We start from the raw sequence: 20,580 nt of genomic DNA on the forward strand, positions 1-20,580 counted from the left end.
GCGGTCATACACAGGCGTGGCAGCGGCGCTTTTGTTGCCTAGTGCACACCGTTGCACACGTTTTGGGTGGCGGCCTCCGTGATGTGTTTTCTACAGAGTAGACGTAATTTCGACTGCACCCAATATTGACGCGTGATGAAAGCGCATCCCGTCACATCTCTTCATCGAGACAAACCCGGCAGGCGGTCGGTTCCCGGGCAGATGCTGTTTTCTGCGCTTGGTGCACGGTTTTTGTGATGCCTCAAGCGCAAATCGTTGCACCTGCGTCTCGATCCGTCGATCCGCGCTTGCCCTATCCACCGTTTGGAGGGCCCCGATGCGTGAAAAACCGCCCCCACGCCCGGCAGCGCGGTTGTGAGGCCGCGCGCGGTTTCCGTCACGCAAGTGCCGTGCCGAACGTGACGCGGCGGCCCGCTGGAACAGGCGGCACCAAGCCGGCGGGAAGGCTGCGCCGTCCTTTCAGTTCAATGGAAGTCGCGGCTGGAGGTCGCCAGCCGGCCCAGAAGCGGGGTCAGATCCACCAAGTGCTGGGCGACGAGGTGTCTTGTCTCGCGCTCACACTGCCATTTGCCGTAAACCCCGAGCAACTGGGCATGCAACACCTCGCGGCGCTGGCGTTCGATCAGGTGCGGCCACAGGATGACGTTGATGGCGCCGGTTTCGTCTTCGATGGAAACGAAAATCGTGCCGTTGGCCGTACCCGGGCGCTGCCGCACCGTGACAAGCCCGCAGGCCCTCGCCAGTTGCCCGTTGCGGTAGTCGGCCAGCGTGGAGGCGGTGGCGAAGCGCATGCGCGAAAGTCGCTCGCGCAGCAGGCTCAGCGGATGGCTCTGCAAGGATAGGCCCAGGCTGCTGTAATCGGCCAGGACCTCTTCGCCAAGCGGAGGAGCCGGCAGCTCGAGCGGCGCTTCCACCGGACGGGCCTGGCGCAGCAAGGCGTAGTCGTGACCCGGCTCCTGCAGCGCGAGCGTCTGCCACAGCGCCTGGCGGCGATGCCCGGCCAGCGGCGTGAGCGCATTCGCGGCTGCCAGCACGTTCAAGTCATGGCGATCAAGCTCGGCGCGGCTGGCCAGATCTTCCACGCTGGTGAACGGTGCCTGGGCGCGCGCTGCTTCGATGCGCCCCGCAGCCGACTGGCGCATGCCGCGAATGCGGTTGAAGCCGAGCCGGATGTCGGGCTGCCCCGGTTCACCGTCACGGGTGCGCAGATGGAGCGTGCTATCCCACACGCTGGCGGTCACGTCGACCGGCAGCACACGCACATGGTTGCGCCGCGCCTCCTGCACCAGTTGCGACGGTGAATAGAACCCCATCGGCTGGCTGTTGAGCAATGCCGCAAAAAACGCGGCCGGCTCGTGGCATTTCAGGTAGCTGCTGACATAGGCCAGCTTGGCGAAACCGGCGGCGTGGCTTTCCGGAAAGCCATATTCGGCAAAGCCTTCCATCTGGTTGCACAGCGATTCGACAAAAGCCTTGTCATACCCCTTCTCTTCCACCATCACGCTCATCAGGCGCTCCTGATGTTGCGTGAGGTTGCCCTTGCGCTTCCAGGCCGCCATGTCGCGGCGCAACTGGTCGGCTTGGTCCGGGGTGAAGTCAGCGGCGTCAATGGCGATCTGCATGACTTGCTCCTGGAAGATCGGCACGCCGAGCGTTCGCTTCAGCACGCCTTCCACCTCCTTGCCGGGGTAGATGACGCAGTCGGTCTGTCCGTTGCGCATTGCCTCCCGCCGCTGCAGGTACGGATGCACCATGCCGCCCTGGATCGGCCCCGGGCGCACGATGGCCACCTGGATCACCAGGTCGTAATACGTCTGCGGTCGCAAACGCGGCAGCATCGACTGCTGGGCGCGCGATTCGATCTGGAACACGCCGATGGTCTCGGCCCGGCAGATCATCTGGTAAGTCTTCTCATCCTCATCCGGAATGTTCTGCATGGCGAGCCTGCCGGCCGCTTTGTAATGGGCTCGCCGGCCCGGCAACGCATCCACCATGTCCAGCGTGCGGCGGATGGCCGTGAGCATGCCCAACGCCAGGACGTCTACCTTCAGCAGGCGCAGCGATTCAAGGTCGTCTTTGTCCCACTGGATGACGCGGCGGTTTTCCATGGCCGCGTTTTCGATCGGCACAAGCCGCGAGAGCTTGCCCTGCGCGATCACGAATCCGCCCACGTGCTGCGACAGGTGACGCGGAAACCCCCGCAACTGGTCCACCAGCAGGGCCCAGCGCTGCACCAGCGGCGATTCCGGATCCAGCCCCTGCTGGCCGGCGCGCTGGGCGAATTCCTTGCGGTTGTCCCACCACGCCTGCCCCTTGGCCACCTGCTCGATGATGCCCAGATCAATGCCGAGCGCGCGGCCGACATCGCGCAAGGCGCTGCGCGTGCGATAGGTGATCAACGCAGCGGCCAGCGCGGTGCGCGTGACGCCGTACTTGTTGTAGATGTACTGGATGACCTCTTCGCGGCGCTGGTGCTCGAAATCGACGTCAATGTCGGGCGGCTCGTTGCGTGCGCGCGAAAGAAATCGGGCGAACAGCGTGTTGCCGCTTTCCGGATCGACCTCGGTGATGCCCAGGCAATAGCACACCGCCGAGTTGGCCGCCGAGCCGCGCCCCTGGCAGAGAATCTCTTTGCTCCGCGCGAACTTCACCACGTCATAGACCGTGAGGAAAAACGCCTCGTAGCGCAGTTCGGCAATCAGTTTGAGCTCTTGCTCGATCTGTTTGCGGACCTTCTTCGGTATCGAATCGCCATACCGCCGCGTGGCACCGGCCTCTACCTCGGCGCGCAGGTATTGGGCAGGCGTCATGCCTGCGGGCACGACCTCGCTTGGATATTCGTACTCGATTTCATCCAGCGAAAACGTGCACAGTCCCGCCAGCTCCACTGTGCGCTGCAGAGCCTTGAGCCCGCGATCGCCCTGATAGAAAAACCCGAACTGCATGCGTGTTCGCATGGCCTGCTCGGCGCTGGGGGCCAGTTCCAGCCCGCACGCGGCAAGCGGCCTGGACAGGCGGATGGCGGCCAGCACGTCGTGCAGCGGCTTGCGCTGGCGCGAATGCATCTGCACGCCTCCGGTGGCCACCATGGGCACGTCGGTCTGCTCCGATACCGCGGCCACCGTGGCCCGGTGGCGATCATCGGCATGGCGCAACGGCAGCTCCAGCGCAATCGACAACCGATCGCCGAACACGCGCGCGCACCACGTCGCCTGGGCCAGCAGGTGCTGCGGGTCGGGGTCGTAGTCGGGCAGCAGAATCGCCAGGCAATCGGGCACGCCGCGTAGATGGGAAAGCGCCTCTTGCGGTGCGGCCAGGTCGTCAGCGTGCAAACGGTACTCGCCCTTGGGCGCTGCCAGCCGTGCCTGCGTGATGATCTCGCACAGGTTGCCGTACCCCTCGATGTTCTGCGCAAGCAACACCAGTTTCAGCCAGGGCTCGCCCTGCGCATCGCGCACGGTGAAGCGGCTACCGGTGATCAGCTTGAAGCCCAGGGCCTTGGCTTTCATGTGCGCGCGCACCGTGCCGGCGACCGAGCACTCGTCGGTCAGCGCAAGTGCCTGGTAGCCCAGTTCGTGCGCGCGCTCGACCAGCTCCTGTGGGTGCGACGCCCCGGTCAGGAACGTGAAATTGCTGATGCAATGCAGCTCGGCATAATCGGGCAGGCCGATGGAAGTGGTTGCCATGGTGCGGCTCGCCTAGCCAAACAGCCCGTGCAGATACCAGCGGCCGTCGTCTTCGCCGGCCTTCACTGCGGCAGAAACACGTTCGCGGTAAAGCCAGTAGCGCACGCCCTGCCCATCTTCGGCGATGAAGTAATCGCGTTTGATCAGGGCATCGTCCCACCAGCCGGACTCAATGCGCTCGGGCAGCGACACCAGCCGCAGCGGCCCGCGGTAATACGGATAGTGTTGACGCGTCAGCAGTGGAATGGGTTTCTCCAGCAGCCACAGCGGCCGCTCTGGCTGCTGCGCATGCCATTGCGTCAGTGCCTGGCGCGCCGCCGCACGGCCTTGCGTGGTGGTCGCGGCATTCACCTCGGCCCAATGGTTGGCGCGCTCGGGGCGATGGTCTGCGCAGGGCTGCGGATGGCGCACGTTGCCTGCCCCCAGCCGGGCGATGAGCGTATCGAGCAGGCGGGCTGCATCCTCGGCGCGACCACCCGGCTCGGGAAAGAGGGATTCAGTGGGCGGAGCAAGCGGCGTGGCATCGGTCACGGTCAGGCGCAGTTCAACCACCGGCGCGGTCAGCGTAAGCCGATGCATGCGCTCGTGCAGTACACGCGACAGGTGCAACAGCGTGCGAACGGGTTGCGCCAGCGCGATCTCCACCGGCGTGGAGGAAGCCGTATCCTCACTGCCCCGGCCGCGCCGGCGTTCATGCTCCAGCGTGAGGCGATACGTCTTGGCACCCAATTGATGCGCCGACAGCCAGCCCACCAGTTGCAGCAGCAATTGCTCCGATGCTGCCAGGACGCCTTCCGCACTATCAATGCGACCCGGCAGCTCCAGCGGCACATCAAAACGCAACGGTGCGGCAAACCACGTAAAGCTCTCGTGCCGATTGCCGTACGCCGCATCCAGCGTATCGACCAACAGCGGCCCGCAGCGGCGGCGCAGACCCCCACGCGGCAACGCACGCAAGTCAGCCAGCGTGCGGCACCCGAGGCCGTCAAGCCAATCTGGTCGTGTGAGGCGCGTTACGGCATCCACCGACAACCGATCGAGCAGAACCGACAAACGCTCCTGCCGCACGGCACGCCGCGCACAGCCTTGACGCATCGCCGTACGACGATGCCCGCGCGCTGGCGCTGGCCGCGCGCTGGCCAGCCACGCCGCTCCGCGTGCCGTCGGACCGGCGCCAAGCTGCGGCATCGCGCCCAGCCGGAGCGCGCAATACCTCACTGCCCGGCACAGCGCGCGATGGCCGCCGAACAGGCGCAAACTGGCCTCGACTTCCAGCAGCACAGTCCCTTCTTCCACCACATCCAACGTGACATGGGGCGTGAATGCCAATAGCGCGAGTGCCAGGGATTGCAGCAGCCGTCCCTCCGCCGCCAGATCACGATCGAGCTGCACGGCGTGGGGCACAAGCGCCTGTGCGCCCGCCCGCCGCAGGCCGGGACGCACCCCTTCACGCATCGCCAAACCATTGGCTGACACCACGCGCTCCTGCTCCAGCACCACGACTGGCAAGGGGAGCGCGGCCGGGTCAGACCACTGGGGTCGAAGCGCGTCGAGGGGCAGACGGGGCAGATGCACCGCGATCCAGAACGGCATGATCGGAGGCGTCCGACAAAGCATCGAACGCAGCGGAAGACGAAGAAGAGGACAGCACCGCCAGCAGTGCCGCAGTGGCCGGATCCATGGTGAAGGGCTCGGCGGGCTGCACCGGCAATGGACGCACAGCCGCTCGGCCAGCCCGCAGCGGATCGGCCAACGGCAACTGCAATGGCGACTCGCGCAGCGGCCCGCGCCGCTTGTGGAAGACGATGGACAGCGCATCGCCACCTGCCGGCGCCAGCCCCAGCCGCAACACCGCCGGCGAGGACTCACGCAGGGCCTGCGCCGGCCGGAATACCCAGATGGCGCTCTCACCTGACTGCGCCAGCACCTGCAGCCTGCGCAGTGCCCCCGGACGAACCTGGTTCAGCCAGATCAGGACGCCGCCAAAGGCCTGGCTGCGCACGATCTGCTCGGCCGCCCACAGCAGATCGGCCTGCATGTCGGCCCGTACCCAGACGATTTGTTCAGGCGAGAAATCCCAGCCCACCAGCCGCACCGCATTGGGCAGATACGGCGGCCCCACCAGGGCGATGCGCCTTGCACCTGCGCACAGCGTGGACAAAGCCGGACGGAGCAACCGGCATTCGCCGATACCCGGCTGCGGACACAGCAACTCGGTCAGCCCGCCGAGAGGCCAGCCGCCGCCGGGCAGCTCGGCATCCAGCGTGTCATAGCCGGTCGACAAGACGCGTCCACCGCCTCGCGCCAAGCTGCCCGCGCGCCACAGTGCCGGGTGCAGCGTTTCGGGTGCCGGCACGGCTCGGGCTTTTCGCGCGGCCAGACGTGGCTCGGACACCACCTGCCCAGCGGCGACGGGGTGTTCCGCCACACCTTCGGCGAAAGAAAGAGACGAGGACAGCGCAGACATGGGAGAGCCGCAAGGCAAGTCGGTGAAATACTGTATGGATATACAGTATCACAACTTTACGTCTGCAACGCTTCTTTTCCAAGGCAAGCTGCCCACGTACAAAAATGGTGTGATGTTCCTGGTGACCCAGCCCGTTTCCCGTGGAAAAAAGCAGCGTTACCAACAGGAGCGGGCGGGCCGCCAACGCTCAACGCGTGGGCGGGTGGGTCCCAACGACAAGGCTTCGGAAGGCCGCAACACGACGGTCTGGCCATCAACGCCCGACAGGTTGTCCGGTGGAGGCGTCACTGGGCCAGAAGATGTTCAGCGGCACCGCAATGCTGATATCGAACCCCGTGGTCTCGCCTTCCACAGGCGGCCCACCATCCAGTGCCCACGCCACCCAGTTCTTCAACCGGGCACAGACTTCAGCGCGGTCTGACGGCGGTAACTTCAGATAGGTCTGCACCATCGACGGTGTGAGCTGGAAGGACAGCGAATCAACCTGCTTGACTCCGTCTTGCATGCACACAGTCCACCACGCCTGCACGTCAAGGGCGAGCGCGCCGGCCAGGTCGAACTGCAATTCGGCGTTCTCCGGCAACGCATCGACGATTGCAGCATGCAACTCGTTGAACTGCGCGCCAAGCGCGCTATCGGAACCCGGCCCTGTCATTGCTGTCTCCTCCTTTTGCGCCTGCAGGTGTGCGGCACATCGCCATAAAACCAGCGTAGCCGCACAGCCACGAACCGCCTTGACGGGACGCAATGAGGTTCCCGCTTGCACTTGTCGGAAACCAAATGTGTCGCGACAAAAGGTTGCCGATATCCATCGCACCTCGCCACAACGTGGCGACGGCGGTGCGGAATGACGCACGCCAATGTCGAACGATCTGCTTGCCAGGACACAACGGCGCACCGGGCATCTGACGGGACGTTTCTTGCGAGGCAATCAACGTCATGTCCCTTGCAGCAGGTATTCCCCTGCCCCGCCATCGGCGAAGCAACCCGTCCCGACCGCCCTCAAGCCATCGCGCTCGCGCACAAGAAAAAGCGCATCCAACTGCTTGCGGCGCGCGAGTGCCACGCCATCCTCCTCGCCCAACACCATCAATGCCGTGGCGTATGCATCCGCGTCCATGCAACAGGATGCGAGCACCGTGACCGACGCAACCCCGTTGTTCAACGGCTGCCCCGTTCGGGGATCCATCGTGTGTGAAACACGCTGGCCATCGCATTCGCGCCAATGGCGATAATCCCCCGACGTCGCAATTGCGACATCGGTCATCTCAATGACGGAGAGGGGCTCCCTGCGTTCATCATCCGGTCGTTCGATAGCGATCGCCCAGCATGCATTCGATGGCTTGGTACCGCGCGCGCGCATCTCGCCATCGATGCCGACGAGCCAGGATTCAATGCCGTGGCGGTCCATGACGCGCCCCAGTTCGTCGACACCAAAGCCCTTGGCGATCCCGCACAGATCCAGTGCGAGCGGCGCGCGTTTGCGGGCACGGCCGCGCGTGGCGTCGACTTCAAGCAGCGCGCCGACGGGCGAGCGAGGCTGCGCGGGCAACGCCCCTGTGGCGCTCGGCGCATCGGCTTCACGTGGGCCGAAGCCCCAGCGGCTGACCACATCGCCCACGCCGACATTGAATGCGTTACCGCTCTCCTGGCCGATCTCGATCGCGCGTACCAGCACCATCGCAAGGTTGGCGGAAATCGGCACCCACACGTCAGGCTCGGCCAGATTCAGCCGGGTGAGATCGGAAGTGGCCTTCCAGTTGGACATTTCCTGATCGACGGCCTGCACCGCGCGATCGAGCGCCGCTGCAAGGCGGGCGCGATCAAGGTCGGGACCGGCATAGCACTGCGCGCTGTAGCGCGTCCCCATGGTCTCGCCGTTCAACGTGTAACGGCAGCGCGCGCGCCCACCCTGACGCTCAATAGACGTCTTCGACATAGGAACCCTTCAACTTCAAGTCATTGACCGTCACACCCGACCCGGCAAGAATGCGCTCCCAGGCCGTTGCAACGCCCCTTGCCATCTCCCGGCCGCCACACACCATGACGTGCGCACCTCGCGCAACAAGGTTGCGCAGCGCGGCCGCATCGGCAAGCAAGCGCTCCTGCACGTAGGTCTTTTCACTCGGGCTCGACAATGCAGTGGTCAACGCGGTCAACTGCTGCTTGCCGACGAGTTCGGCGAGTTCCTTGTCATACAGAAACGCATCGCCGGATCGCCGTGCGCCAAAGTACAGGTGCATCGGCCTTTCGGCTGCGTTGTGCCGAATGAAACCAACGAACGGACCGACACCGGTTCCAGCGCCAATCAAAATGACCGGCGCCGTGCCCGCGGCTGGCCGGAAGCTCGGGTTCGGGCGGATGAACGCCTCGACGACGTCACCTGGCGCAAGGCTGGTCAGGTAACCCGAACACACCCCTTGCGGATGCTTGCGCACGCAAATCTCGACCAAGCCGTCGCTCGACGCGCTGGCAAGCGAATAGAAGCGCGGCACGGCATCGCCCGGCGGCACAAAGCCAACCAGATCGCCAGGTTCGAATGACGGCAGGCGACGGCCTACCAGGCGTTTCCATGAAGACCCGCCGTTCCCGTCGCGCACGAAGCGCAATACCGAGGTGAATGCATCGGCCTGCTCGCCATAGTCCTTGCGCTCGACCAGGCGCAGTGCGAAGGTGCACGGCAACGAAGGCTGGTAGTCCACAGCGAGCTCGGTACCGAGCACGGCGCCCAGTTGCCCGGCCCACTTCCTGAAGGTGCTCTCGGATTGACGATCGACGCACTCGATGTCTACCAACGCACGCATGCCTTTCTCGCGTAACGCGCCATGCACCTGCCGCGCGAATCCGCAAAACTGCGGGAACTGCCGATCGCCGAAACCGAGCACGGCAAAGGCCATTGGCGCAGAGATCTCCAGGCGTGCCAGCTTGCGCAGAAAGTGCGCGGCGTTGGCGGGTGCCGCGCCATCGCCATAGGTGGAGGTCAACACGATGAGGCGCTTGGCATTCGTATAGCGCGACGCCATATCGTTCATGGCCGCCATGTGCACCCGAAAATTGGCTTGTGTCAGGGCCCGATGCAGGGCCGTGGCAAACGCCCATGTTGTGTTCCCCTCGCTACCGACAAGAAGGACGGTATCCGCCTGGCGCGGGTTCGCATTAGCGGAGACTTTCGGCATCGCGCGGCGACGCAATGCCCACAGCCACACGCCGCTGATTGCCAGCACGGGCACCGATGCACTCGAGACACCAAGCAGCAGTGCCAGCCACCACAGCCCGTCTCCCGTATGCAGCATGTACACGGTTTCTTGGAACTGCTGCCACGCGTCATGTTTTCGCCATGCAAGGGACACTCCGGTGGACGCATCCACATAACCCGCGCCCTGCGCTGTTGTCAGCGCATAGACGTCGCGCGGATTCTGCGGGTCCGGAAAGGTCAGCTCGCGCAATGCGGCAACATCCACGCCCTTGAGCGCAGCGAGTTGACTGACAGGCGCAGGCGCGGAGGCGCTCACCGACGCCGGGTAGGCGGGTTCTGCCGAGCCACCCTCGGGGAGTACGCCGAACGTCGTCAGCGACATTGCCGCACCAGTCAGCGCCGACAGCGTCAGCCCGACCAGTGCGACACGCGCGATCTCGTTGTGCACACGCTGCAAGCCGCTGCCGCGGATGCGTCCGAAGAGGTGAGCCATGCCGCCCATGCGCCGCGCCAGCAGCGCCAGGCCCGAGACGCTCAACAGCAGCATGAGGATCGCGCCTGTGCCTGCGGCTACGCGGCCCACATCGCCCAGCAACAACTTGCGATGCAGGTTGGTCACCCAACGCATGGCGGCCGACGTTGTGTATGGTCCGATGGCCGCTCCGGTCGAAGGCTGGATGCGCTGTGCGGCGGGCCCGTCGGCCGCCGTGTAATACGCGACGATCATGCCGGATGGCTTGCGGGCGATCCGTTCGACTTCAGGAATGTTCGCCTTGACGCGCGATGCAAGCATCGCGACATCGAGACTGCCGGAAGGCGTCCGCACGGCGGCCGCGCGGTCGATGGCAGGTTTGACCGACAGCACCACGCCTGAGAGTGCCATGACCGTCAGGACAATCGCGGCAATCAGTCCGGACAAAGAATGCAGCTTGCGAAGCATGATGGCACTCAAAGCAGGTAGCGAAACGATTTCACATAACCGCGGCCTTTGACGGGTTTGGCCGCGCCAGACGTCGTCAATGGGACAACCACCTCGGACGGGTTTTCGTTCATCTTCTCGACAGCCGTATCGATGTGAATCTCATAGCCGGCATCGATCAGCGTATCGGCGACATCCAGCGTTGCGCGCAGCGTTCTGCCTGCCCCGACGCTCGCCCCGGTGATGCCATCGAGCTTCGCCCTGCCGCCCGAGAGTCGAGACCAATCGCGCAGATGCTTGTAGTACTTAGCCTTGTCGCCGGCCATCCAGAGCGTTCCCTGGTACCGGCCCGCGCGATCGGTCACATACATGACCACGTAAGCGCCGTCGCCGCCGTAGTTGCTCAGTTGCGTCTCAAATGTCACCTGGCGCGCTGACGCGATCGACGGCAGCGTGAAGGCGCCAGCCAGCGCCGCAATAGGAAGCGCATATTTCACTTTCATGATCTGTCCTCTGGAATATTGATGGGATGGTGGTCGTGATGACACCGAATGGCATCCGATCGCACGGACACTATTGAATCTGCACCTGCGGCTTTGACCCTGGCTTGACAATGCCGCCAGCGGGTACCTGCCCGCTTGGCCTGGCGGGGTCCGTCGCCTTCGCGCGGTCATCGTCGCGATCTCCGCGCGCACGTCCGCTGCCGTCGTCGGTCTTGATTCGAATGATCGTGAGCGTGGCGGGGTCGACCTTCGCCTTGAAGCGGCGGCCATCGCGATCGACGCCACGGATTTCGTAGCAGCCGTCGTCCGTCCTGATCTTGCTGACGCTCCAGCCTTGCGACTTGGCGAGCGTATCGATCGCCTTGACAGGTTTCCACTCGGCGAGCGGAACATTGCAGTCATCGTCATCGGCCAGCGCCGGTTGAACGCCGATCGCGCAAGCCCCGACCAGGGCCGTAAGCGCAAAACCTTTCAAAAGTCGTTGACGGTTCATGGGTCGTCTCCAGTCCTGTTCGTCTTGACAGGCTCCACGATGCGTCCCTGACCTGAAGCCAACCTTGCGAAGACAACGATTTTTCTTCATCCTCGCGCAAGGTTGGGATGTCAAAGTCTTCCAAAACGTCAGCGGGAACCAACATGAGAGTGCTACTGGTCGAGGACGACCCCTTGCTCGGACAGGCGGTATACGAGCAGATCCTTCGAGATGGGCATTCGACCGACTATGTCACGACGCTTGGCGACGCCCGACGCTACGTTGCCGCGGCCGCCTACGATCTCATCCTGCTGGACCTGCTGCTGCCCGATGGCAAGGGAATCGATTTCCTGCGCGAACTGCGCACAACCGGCTCACAGGTTCCCGTGATCATCCTGACCGCGCTGGATCAGGTGTCAAACCGCATCGCCGGCCTCAATGCCGGCGCTGACGATTACCTCGTCAAGCCATTCAACCTTTCGGAGCTGTCCGCGCGCGTCAATGCCGTTGGACGACGCTATGCCGGCAACCCCAATCCGCTCGTGACGCTGCGCGATCTCGAGATCGATCTGGCGGGTCACAACATCAGGCGTGCCGGGCACCATGTTGCTCTGACGGCCAGCGAATGGGCCCTGCTGGAAGCCCTCGTCCAGCGCCCCGACATGATCGTCTCGAAAGCGCAGCTGGAAGCGCGGTTGTATTCGTTCAGCGATGAGGTTGGCAGCAACACCATCGAAGTCCACATGAGCCGCCTGCGGAAGAAACTGGGCTCCGATCTGATCGAGACCGTGCGAGGGCTCGGCTATCGAATCCGACAGGCCTAGCGATGCCGCGCAGCCTTCAAGCCCGTCTTGCCGTCATGCTGGCGCTTGGCCTGGCGGCGCTTTCGCTGGTGACCGCATTCGCGTCATTTCACGTCCTGCGCGAAGAGATCGACCGGATCTCGGATAGCGCATTGCAGGAAACGGCGCAGCGCCTGCTGCCGCTCACCGTCATGGACATGCTCGCGCGCGACGAGCAAAGCGCCGGTGAACAACGCATCCCAGCCGTGCGCGCGCACCACGAATTGCTGACATACGTTGTGCGGGATCAGCAAGGGAAGACCGTCCTGCAGTCTCACGACGCCGATCCCACGATCTTTCCGCTTCACCCTGCGCCCGGCTTTACATCAACGGCCTCGCACCGGCTCTACACCGAGACGGCACTCCAGGGCACGGTTTCGATCATCATCGCGGAGCCGCTGGCGGCACGTCGGCACGCCACGATCATGGCGGCGCTTGCCGTGGTGCGTCCGCTCGCGCTGCTGGTTCCGTTCGCCCTGCTGGGTGCGTGGCTGATCATCCGCTTCGGGTTGCGTCCAATCCGCCGCTTTTGCGATGCCATTGCGGCCCGGGGGCGCGACGATCTCAGCCCGGTGATGGATGCCCGCATGCCAACGGAGATCATCCCCATTGCGGACGCCGTGAATGAGCTGATGAAGCGATTGGATCGCGCGCTGACCGCCGAGCGCAGTTTCACCGCGAGCAGCGCCCACGAGCTTCGCACCCCGATTGCCGCGGCGCTCGCGCAAACCCAGCGTCTCATCGCCGAATCCCAAGGGACGTCCATCGAGGGGCGCGCCAGGAATGTCGAGACATCATTGCGGACACTCGCGCGACTGAGTGAGAAGTTGATGCAACTGGCGCGCGCCGAAGGCGGCCGAGTCCTTGCTGATACCCCCGGGGATCTGCGACCCATCCTCCAGATCGTTGTCGATGACATCCACCGCGCCGCGCGCTCGAATCTCGTTCAATTGGCGTTACCGCAGGGGCCCGTGCTCTCGCAGATCGACCCTGATGCATTTGCGATGCTGGTGCGCAACCTGATCGAGAACGCGCTCAAGCACGGCACGCCCACGGAAGCGATTCAGGTGGAGCTGTCGTCCGATGGTCGGCTGACGGTCACGAACCGCTGCCCTGTCGTTCCGGCGGACACACTTGCCCGCTTGACGCAACCATTCGAGCGCGGTGCCACGACCGCGAAAGGCAGTGGCCTGGGTCTTGCGATCGTCCATGCCGTCGCACACGCGGCAGGCGCACGCCTGAGCCTGCGCTCTCCTGCCGAGGGCAAGGTCGACGGTTTCCAGGCAAGCGTCGATGGATTGGCGGCCGACTGATGAGCGCGGGACCGGTCCAGGGTCCGTCAAGCGCTTCGCAGCAGGCGCATTGCACGCGCTACCACGTCACTGGCGCGGACGCACGTTCATGTGGTCGACCAGCGTCGTCGGCGGATAAACGACGACCGTGTCGTGATCCTGCAATCCATCCAGCACCTGCGCTTCTTCAGCGTTGCGCTGGCCAATCTGAATGATCTGCTGCACGGCTTTTCCGTTCTTGACTGCAAACGCGCACCAGTGCTCACCGCAGCGGAACAGGGCGCCGATCGGCAGCCGCAGTACGTCGGGCCGATCCCAGATGACAATGCGGCCTTGCACGCGATACCCATCGTTCAGCCTCCCGGGCGGATCCACCAGATCCGCCACGACATGGACGCGCTGCTCCTCCACGCCAAGCGCCGACACCTTGGTGAATGCGCCCGGACCCACCGTCCGGACCATGGCATTGACTGCCGTTGGGCCGCCCCACTCCACGACCGATACGCGCATACCGGGGCTGATCTTGACGGCATCGGTGGACAGCACGTCGACGACGAGTTCATAGCGCGAAGGATCTGCCAGGACCATGAGGGCGGTACCCGCAGGTACAACGCGCTCACTCTGCTGCTCGATGCGCAACAGCACGGTATCTGCGGGAGCACGCACCTCGACGGGTTGCCCAGATTCCAACGCCTTCAGATTTGCCGTCGCGACGCGAACGTCGGCTGCTGCCGATGTCTCTCTTGCACGCGCGGCAGCCAGGTCACTGGCCCCCGAGGCCAGCGTGGTACGCATCTGCTCGACTTCCTGCCTGGACGTGGCGCCGCTGCTCAGCAGTCTTTCGCCACGATCCAGGTCGCGCCTGGCCTGCTCGTAATCGGCACGAGCGTGAGCGGCTCGGGCTTGTGCCTCACGAAAGGTCGCTTCGGCGGCGTCAACACGCGCCCGTTGCGCGGCCCGCTCGCCCGGCGTCATCGGCACCGGCACGAGGACGGCGATCACCTGCCCCGTCCTGATCCGATCGCCCTCATGCCATTCCACGCGGAGCAGTCGGCCCGTGATCGGCGCGGTCATCACATAGCGATCATGCGCGCGGATTTCGCCGTCTTCATCGATCGTGACCTGAAGCGGCCCACGTGTGACGCGCCCGGTATCAACCGTCAGGGGCGCTGGCCAGAGTGCGTACGCGAGTGCCAACGCCAACGCAAGCGCGGCACCGGCAACGGCAAGCGGCTTCCTGAGCGCACCGCGCTTCATGTTTCCCTCGCCTTGAGCACCGCAACGATATCCAGGCGCCTGATCTTGGCGGCCACCAGCAACCCTGAACACACGACCGCCCCCCCCGTCACCATGAACGCGTAAGCAAACGTGGCCGCATGCACCACGAGCGGCAGGCGGTAGAGGTCCGTTGTCAGCCGAGTGGCGAGGAGTCCGCACACGCCGTAGCCAAGCAGCAGCCCGGCTGGCAGTGCAATCGCTGTGAGCACAAACTGCTCCCCGAGCAGTATCCACGCGACTTCAGCCTGCGTGAACCCGAGCACGCGCAGCGATGCCAACTGCTGCACGCGTTCCGAGTACGCGATCCGCATGCCGTTGAAGGCCACACCGAAGGCAATCACACAGGCAAAAGCGAAGTTGATGGACGTGGACAGGCGGACGCTTTCCTCCATGATCTTGCGAAAGCTGGTGATCACGGCCTGGCGAACCGCCACCGCATTCACCGCTGGCAGCCGCTTCAGGGTCGCATACAGCGGGGCAGCCGCCTGTTGATCGACGGACAACCTCGCCCCCGACCAGTTTCCGCTTTCCCCGAGCAGGTTCGCCAGCGCTTTCTGGTCCATGTAGGCGGCTATGCCCACCAGGTCGCCGGACAGTCCCATCAATGTCACCTGTACGGTCTGACGCTTTCCCTCCAGCACCTCGACCGTGACCGGGTCACCGGGATGGACGCCCAGCACGTCTGCGAGTCTGGCGGAAACCACCAGACCATCCGGGGGCATGCGCAGGGGTCTTCCATGGTCATCGACCAGCCGGTGCAACTCCGCCGTCTGAGCAATTCCGCTCAGCGAGACCTGGCGCGACCGATACCCGGCAGCAAGCCTGACCGGCACATCGCGAAACGCCTCGACCTTCAGCACGCCGGGCAGACGCCCGATGGCGTAGACGGCACGATGCGATAACGGCTGAGAGAAGGCTACCGTCACATCCTGGCGCTCGATCTGCTGAAACTGAATATCGAACAGAAAGTCGATCGCATCAAAGAAGAACCCACCGACGACGAGAATGGCGCTCGCGCAGGCAATGGCCAGGACGCCAAGGGTCGACTTGACGGGCTGGCGAGCGATATTGCGCGCGATCATTCGCCACACCACATTCAGGTGCCGATAGATGCCCGCGCGCTCCACCCACCCCACCGAAAAGGCCGGTGGAACGACCGCACGCAGCGCCTCGACCGGCAGCAGCCTGGCGGCCTTGGCGGTACTTGCAAGGGCCCCGACCGTTGCCGTCCCGAAGCTGATCAGAAACGCCCAGATCATCGTCGCAGGATCGACGCGAAACGCGAGATGCGCCAGCCGATAGTAGCGGGCGTAGAGATCAGTCAAGTACATCACCAGCGCCAGTCCGCCGCCAATCCCGACGGCAGCACCTGCTGCAGCCACAACGCATGCCAGCTGCAGGTAATGCAGACCCACCGAGAGGTCACCGTATCCGAAGGCTTTCATCAGGCCGATCTGCGCGCGTTGGGTATCGATGAGCCGGGTCAGCACGTTCTGCAAGAGAAACATGGCGACAAGAAAGAAGATGGCGGGGACGTACGTGGCTGTCACGCGGTTCTGCGCGATCTCGTCGGTGATGAATCGATTCGATAGCTGGTTTTCGCGGCTGATGGCTCCAAGCCCGCCATACGGCAACAAGGCATGGTCGACCTGCGCGATGACGTGCTGCGCCGGCACGCTGCCGTCCAGAGACAAGACGAGATCATTGAATGCGCCATCCATGCGGAACGCTGCCGAAACCGCATTCGTTCCCATCCACACGACGCCGTAATGGCGGTTGTCCGGGAAGATGGACCCGGCGCCGGCTTCATAGACATACTCCGGCGAGATGGCGATGCCGACAATGTGCAGGCGCTTCCACCGGCCATTCAGGATGGCGCTGAAGTGGCTGCCCGGTTGCAGGCCGTTGGCCTCTGCGAAAGCAGCGCTGATCAACACTTCATCATCGCGGCCAGGCGAAAGGTATCGGCCGCTTTGCAGATGCAGCAGATTGAGCGTCGGCCAGCCGAATTCCGGGACCGACACGATACGGGCCGTGGCCGGCTCCGAAAGGCCCGGTATGTCGACCGTCACATCCGACACGACACGCGCTTCGGCATGCGATACGCCCGGTAGCGCAGCAATGCGCGAAGCGGTCTCCAACGGGGCCCGTTTCAGATGCACGAAGAGGTCGGCAAACCGGTACGACGTGTAGTAATCCTGCTGGGCGTTGAGCAGCGCCAGATACGTGCTGCGCATCGCAACAAACGTGGCGACGCCGCAGGCGACCACAAGGACTGCCGCCACGACCTGCGCACGCATCTGCCAGAGGTCGCGCCAGAGCAGCCGGACAAGTGTGCTCACCATGCCAGATCCCTCACTCGGGCACGCTGCGCATTGCGACGGTGCTCGACAATGGCGCCGCTGCTCATGCGGAGTACGCGATCCGCCATTTCGGCAATGACGGCGTTGTGCGTGACGATGACGATCAGGGTGCCGAAATCGCGGTTCACCTGCTCGAGCACCTCGAGTACCAGCCGCCCGGTGCGGAAATCCAGCGCGCCGGTGGGTTCATCGCACAACAGGACATCCGGCCGCTTGGCTACCGCACGGGCAATGGCCACACGCTGCTGCTCACCACCCGACATCTGCGAGGGAAAGTTGTCGGCCAACGCCCCGATGCCCACCCGGTTCAGGGCCTCGTCGGGAGCCAGCGGGTGCTCGGCGATATCCGTCACCAGTGCGACGTTCTCGCGGGCGGTCAGGCTTGGGATCAGGTTGTAGAACTGAAACACGAATCCGACGTGTTCGCGCCGGAACCGCGTCAGGCCCCGTTCGCCCGCAGCCGAAAGATCGTGGTCCCGATACACGATGGTGCCACTCGTTGGCGTATCCAGCCCGCCCATCAGGTTGAGCAGCGTGGATTTACCGCTGCCCGACGCACCCAGCAGCACAACGATCTCACCGGCACCGAGTTCCAGGTCGACGGCTTCCAGGGCGCGAACGCTGACGCTGCCCATTGGGTAGACCTTGCTGACGGCCTGGATGGTGAACACCGTTTCCACGACACACCGATCGGCTAGTGGACCAAGCACATCCCCGGGGGGCGCATCGGACAGTGGCTGGCGTGCTCGAAAGGGCCACTGCCAACAGCGCGGTACGCAAGGCCTTCCTGCCAGCTCACATGCGCGGCCGCTGCTGCGTCATCAGTAAGGCAATCCTTCCTCAATCGGCAGAGCGGGATCGCGCGACCACTCATTCCATGAACCGAGATACAGTCGCACGTCCTTGAGGCCGGCCTCCTCAAGCGCAACAAACGTCGTGGATGCCCGCGCGCCCTTGAAGCAGAAGACGATGACCGGCGTATCGTGACGGATGCCCACCGTCGCGCATTCCGCCAGAATTTCCGCCGGCGACTTGAACATCTGGCCAGATGGAGTGGGCTTCAACATCCGGTACCACTCGAGCCAGACAGAACCCGGAATCCGCCCCTTGCGCGGACAGAAATCCTTGCCGTAAGGCGACGAGCTTTCCCCGATCCACTCGTCCACGTCCCGGACATCGAGTTTCACCACGCGTGCATCGGCAATGGCTGCCTTCATCTCCTTCAGGTCGACCAGGATGTTCCGCCCCTCCGCCGTGACGGGGAAGGCAGCGGGAGTCGGCGTCGACGCCTCGGTCGTGCTCGGTAGCGCTGCGGCGCGCCACGCATTGAAACCGCCGTGGAGCACCTTGATCTTGTCTCGCGGATAGCCCAGGTAGCGCAGCAGCACGTAGCCGCGACAGGACTGCCCGAAACCGGTGGTCATCGACTGCTCATAGACGACAGCGGTTTCCTTTCCAGACAGGCCAGCCTTGCTGAAGGCCTCGGTAAATGTCTGCCGCAACGCCTCCACGCCTTCAGGCGTCGATGTCGCCAGATAGGTGAAGATCTCATGCAGATTCACCGCGCCCGGCAGATGCGCTTCAGCGTAGTTCGCTGCATCCCGCGTGTCGATGAGGACTACCGGCTTCACCTTCATCAGATCGGCCAGCTCGGTAGCGGAAATCAGGACTCTCTCGTGCATGGCCGGCCTCGCTGCATCGTGGACGAACAACCATGGAGGCACAACCCGGCTCCGGCCAGGTGCCTATGAGAAAACTCTAGGCGAGGGAACGGCGTCGATGTTGATATCCATCAATCGCGAGAACGTGCCTTGGCCGATCGCGCCGTCACGCTGCGGCCGCGCACTGGAGGGCACTTCGCCAATCTTTGCAGACACCAGAATCACCCTGGCAGGAAGGTGCTGCGCGCGCGGGCACCGATCGCCTAGGGCGCCATGTGCGCGCCATGATGATGGTGGGGCATGTCACCCGCCATGGCATCCGCCCCGTGGTCTGCAAGCTGCGCATCAAACCAGCGGTGCAGTGCAGAGACGAGCGTCTTGTCCTCGGTGCGATATGTCAGCTCCGCTCCTGCTTCGACGTCCCGGTAGCGAATCTCGATCTGCCCCGGCCTGGCGGCCTTGAGCTCGGACAGCCCAGGCATGGCCGGACCGTGAATCTGCGTCGGGGCCGAGAAATCGCCGTTCCCGAACTGGGTCTGGATGGCACGCAGATGCTCGCGCACCAGTGCAATCTGTCGCGTATCGGAAGGCTTCTTGGCGATGACGCGCTGAATGCCACCACGCTGCGTCTTGATGAAGAGGTGCGTCGTGTCGCTCAGGTTGAACGGCATGACGTCCGCGCCCCTGGCGGCCACTTCGCCCTGGCGCTGGGCGTCGGCTGCATGGAGTCCAGCCGAGATCGTGGAGGCGGTGAGGAATGCCATCGCCCACACTGCATTGAAACGCTTCATTCCTGCTCCCCTGAGGGTGGTGATCGCAGCCACGACTTTGGATGCACCTGTTCGCCAGCCCTTTCGCCCGGGACGGCTACCAGCGTTACGCAAGCCCGCCCGACCAAGCACACCGGTGCGCGTTCGGCTTCGGGGGCATGCGCCCCCGGCTCGCAACAGCTTACGCGACTGCCCTAGACCGCATTGAGCGGAATTTTCAGATAGCGCACCCCATTGTCTTCGGGCGGCGGGAGCTCGCCAGCCCGAATGTTGACCTGAACCGAGGGCAGGATGAGGGTGGGCATAGCCAGCGTTGCGTCGCGCGCCTGCCGCATCGCGACAAACTGCGCTTCGGTCACGCCATCATGCATATGGATGTTCCGGGCCCGTTGCTCGCTGACGGTGGCCTCCCAGCCCGGGCCGCGCCCTTCAGGCGGGTAGTCGTGACACATGAACAGCCGGGTTTCGCCGGGCAGGTCCAGCAGCTTGCGAATGGACCGATACAGCTCGTGCGCATTACCACCGGGGAAATCGCAGCGTGCGGTGCCGACATCCGGCATGAACAGCGTATCCCCAACGAATACCGCGTCCCCGATCTGGTACGCCATGTCAGCGGGCGTGTGGCCGGGTACGTGAATCGCCTTGCCGGTCAAGCCGCCGATGGTGAAGGTCTCGTCGTCTTGAAACAGATGATCGAACTGCGATCCGTCCAGCCGGAATTCGGGTTCGAGGTTGAACAGCGCCTTGAATACGCCCTGCACACGGCAAATGTCCTGACCGATGGCGATTCGGCCACCCAGATGGCGTTTCAGGTAAGGAGCGGCGGAAAGATGGTCGGCATGCGCATGCGTCTCAAGAATCCACTCGACCCGCAAGCCATGTTCGTTCACGAATGCGATGACCCTGTCTGCACTGACGGTCGACGTCCGTCCGGACTTGGGGTCATAGTCCAGCACCGAGTCGACGATGGCGCACTCTGGGCGCCCTTGCTGGTACACCACGTACGTCACCGTCCACGTTGCGGGATCGAAGAACGGTTGGATGGTCGGTTGCATGAAGATCTCCTTGGATACGGAACATTCTATTCACACATAGTCTATTTTTCAATATACTATCTTTATGTAGATTGTA

The 20,580-nt window shown here is 64.0% G+C and carries 16 protein-coding genes; 2 read left to right on the plus strand and 14 right to left on the minus strand.

Translation table 11 applies throughout. The features are described 5' to 3' along the window. Window positions 1–464: 464 nt before the first annotated feature. The 8 genes from R2N03_RS07050 to R2N03_RS07085 all read right to left on the minus strand — a co-directional run bounded on the left by R2N03_RS07050 (window position 465) and on the right by R2N03_RS07085 (window position 11,264). Window positions 465–3,686 carry an error-prone DNA polymerase gene (locus R2N03_RS07050; protein WP_316656805.1) on the minus strand — a complete coding sequence of 1,074 codons (3,222 nt, stop codon included), beginning with the start codon at window positions 3,684–3,686 and terminating at the stop codon, window positions 465–467. Window positions 3,687–3,698: 12 nt separating this feature from the next. After that, window positions 3,699–5,279, minus strand: coding sequence for a Y-family DNA polymerase (locus R2N03_RS07055; protein WP_316656807.1), 1,581 nt, complete (start codon window positions 5,277–5,279; stop codon window positions 3,699–3,701). After that, on the minus strand, window positions 5,212–6,153 hold the full coding sequence (gene imuA / locus R2N03_RS07060) for a translesion DNA synthesis-associated protein ImuA (protein ID WP_316656809.1): 942 nt from the start codon (window positions 6,151–6,153) through the stop codon (window positions 5,212–5,214). Before imuA ends, R2N03_RS07055 begins: the two co-directional genes overlap by 68 nt. Before the next feature lie 253 nt (window positions 6,154–6,406). Further along, a complete protein-coding gene (locus R2N03_RS07065) occupies window positions 6,407–6,808 on the minus strand; it encodes a hypothetical protein (RefSeq protein ID WP_316656810.1) in 402 nt (133 codons plus the stop codon). A gap of 282 nt (window positions 6,809–7,090) precedes the next feature. Continuing rightward, complete coding sequence (locus R2N03_RS07070) at window positions 7,091–8,092, minus strand: FAD:protein FMN transferase (protein ID WP_316656812.1); 1,002 nt, start codon at window positions 8,090–8,092, stop codon at window positions 7,091–7,093. Continuing rightward, window positions 8,073–10,289, minus strand: a complete 2,217-nt coding sequence (locus R2N03_RS07075) for a PepSY domain-containing protein (protein ID WP_316656814.1) — start codon at window positions 10,287–10,289, stop codon at window positions 8,073–8,075. Before R2N03_RS07075 ends, R2N03_RS07070 begins: the two co-directional genes overlap by 20 nt. An 8-nt stretch (window positions 10,290–10,297) precedes the next feature. Then, window positions 10,298–10,765 (minus strand): DUF2271 domain-containing protein, encoded by a 468-nt coding sequence (locus R2N03_RS07080; RefSeq protein ID WP_316657774.1) that lies wholly within the window; start codon window positions 10,763–10,765, stop codon window positions 10,298–10,300. Between the two features lie 76 nt (window positions 10,766–10,841). Next, window positions 10,842–11,264 carry a PepSY domain-containing protein gene (locus R2N03_RS07085; protein WP_316656816.1) on the minus strand — a complete coding sequence of 141 codons (423 nt, stop codon included), beginning with the start codon at window positions 11,262–11,264 and terminating at the stop codon, window positions 10,842–10,844. A gap of 143 nt (window positions 11,265–11,407) precedes the next feature. Between R2N03_RS07085 and R2N03_RS07090 the strand changes: the two genes are divergently transcribed. Then, window positions 11,408–12,067, plus strand: a complete 660-nt coding sequence (locus tag R2N03_RS07090; RefSeq protein ID WP_316657775.1) for a response regulator — start codon at window positions 11,408–11,410, stop codon at window positions 12,065–12,067. Window positions 12,068–12,069: 2 nt separating this feature from the next. After that, window positions 12,070–13,398: an ATP-binding protein gene (locus tag R2N03_RS07095; protein WP_316656818.1), complete on the plus strand. Its 1,329-nt coding sequence runs from the start codon at window positions 12,070–12,072 to the stop codon at window positions 13,396–13,398. Window positions 13,399–13,464: 66 nt separating this feature from the next. On the opposite strand, the gene R2N03_RS07100 is transcribed toward R2N03_RS07095, so the two are convergent. The 6 genes from R2N03_RS07100 to R2N03_RS07125 form a co-directional block, all read right to left on the minus strand. Beyond that, window positions 13,465–14,634: an efflux RND transporter periplasmic adaptor subunit gene (locus R2N03_RS07100; RefSeq protein WP_316656822.1), complete on the minus strand. Its 1,170-nt coding sequence runs from the start codon at window positions 14,632–14,634 to the stop codon at window positions 13,465–13,467. Continuing rightward, window positions 14,631–17,000 carry an ABC transporter permease gene (locus tag R2N03_RS07105; RefSeq protein ID WP_316656824.1) on the minus strand — a complete coding sequence of 790 codons (2,370 nt, stop codon included), beginning with the start codon at window positions 16,998–17,000 and terminating at the stop codon, window positions 14,631–14,633. The genes R2N03_RS07100 and R2N03_RS07105 overlap by 4 nt, the downstream gene beginning before the upstream one ends. Further along, a complete protein-coding gene (locus R2N03_RS07110; protein ID WP_316656826.1) occupies window positions 16,994–17,698 on the minus strand; it encodes an ABC transporter ATP-binding protein in 705 nt (234 codons plus the stop codon). Before R2N03_RS07110 ends, R2N03_RS07105 begins: the two co-directional genes overlap by 7 nt. 141 nt (window positions 17,699–17,839) lie before the next feature. Then, complete coding sequence (locus R2N03_RS07115; RefSeq protein ID WP_316656828.1) at window positions 17,840–18,700, minus strand: sulfurtransferase; 861 nt, start codon at window positions 18,698–18,700, stop codon at window positions 17,840–17,842. 242 nt (window positions 18,701–18,942) lie between these two features. Continuing rightward, window positions 18,943–19,470 carry an aspartate carbamoyltransferase gene (locus R2N03_RS07120; protein WP_316656830.1) on the minus strand — a complete coding sequence of 176 codons (528 nt, stop codon included), beginning with the start codon at window positions 19,468–19,470 and terminating at the stop codon, window positions 18,943–18,945. Window positions 19,471–19,643: 173 nt separating this feature from the next. Further along, window positions 19,644–20,504: an MBL fold metallo-hydrolase gene (locus tag R2N03_RS07125; protein ID WP_316656832.1), complete on the minus strand. Its 861-nt coding sequence runs from the start codon at window positions 20,502–20,504 to the stop codon at window positions 19,644–19,646. Between the last annotated feature and the right edge of the window lie 76 nt (window positions 20,505–20,580).

It is taken from the genome of Ralstonia condita, assembly GCF_958405655.1.
In the GTDB taxonomy this organism is placed as follows: domain Bacteria; phylum Pseudomonadota; class Gammaproteobacteria; order Burkholderiales; family Burkholderiaceae; genus Ralstonia; species Ralstonia condita.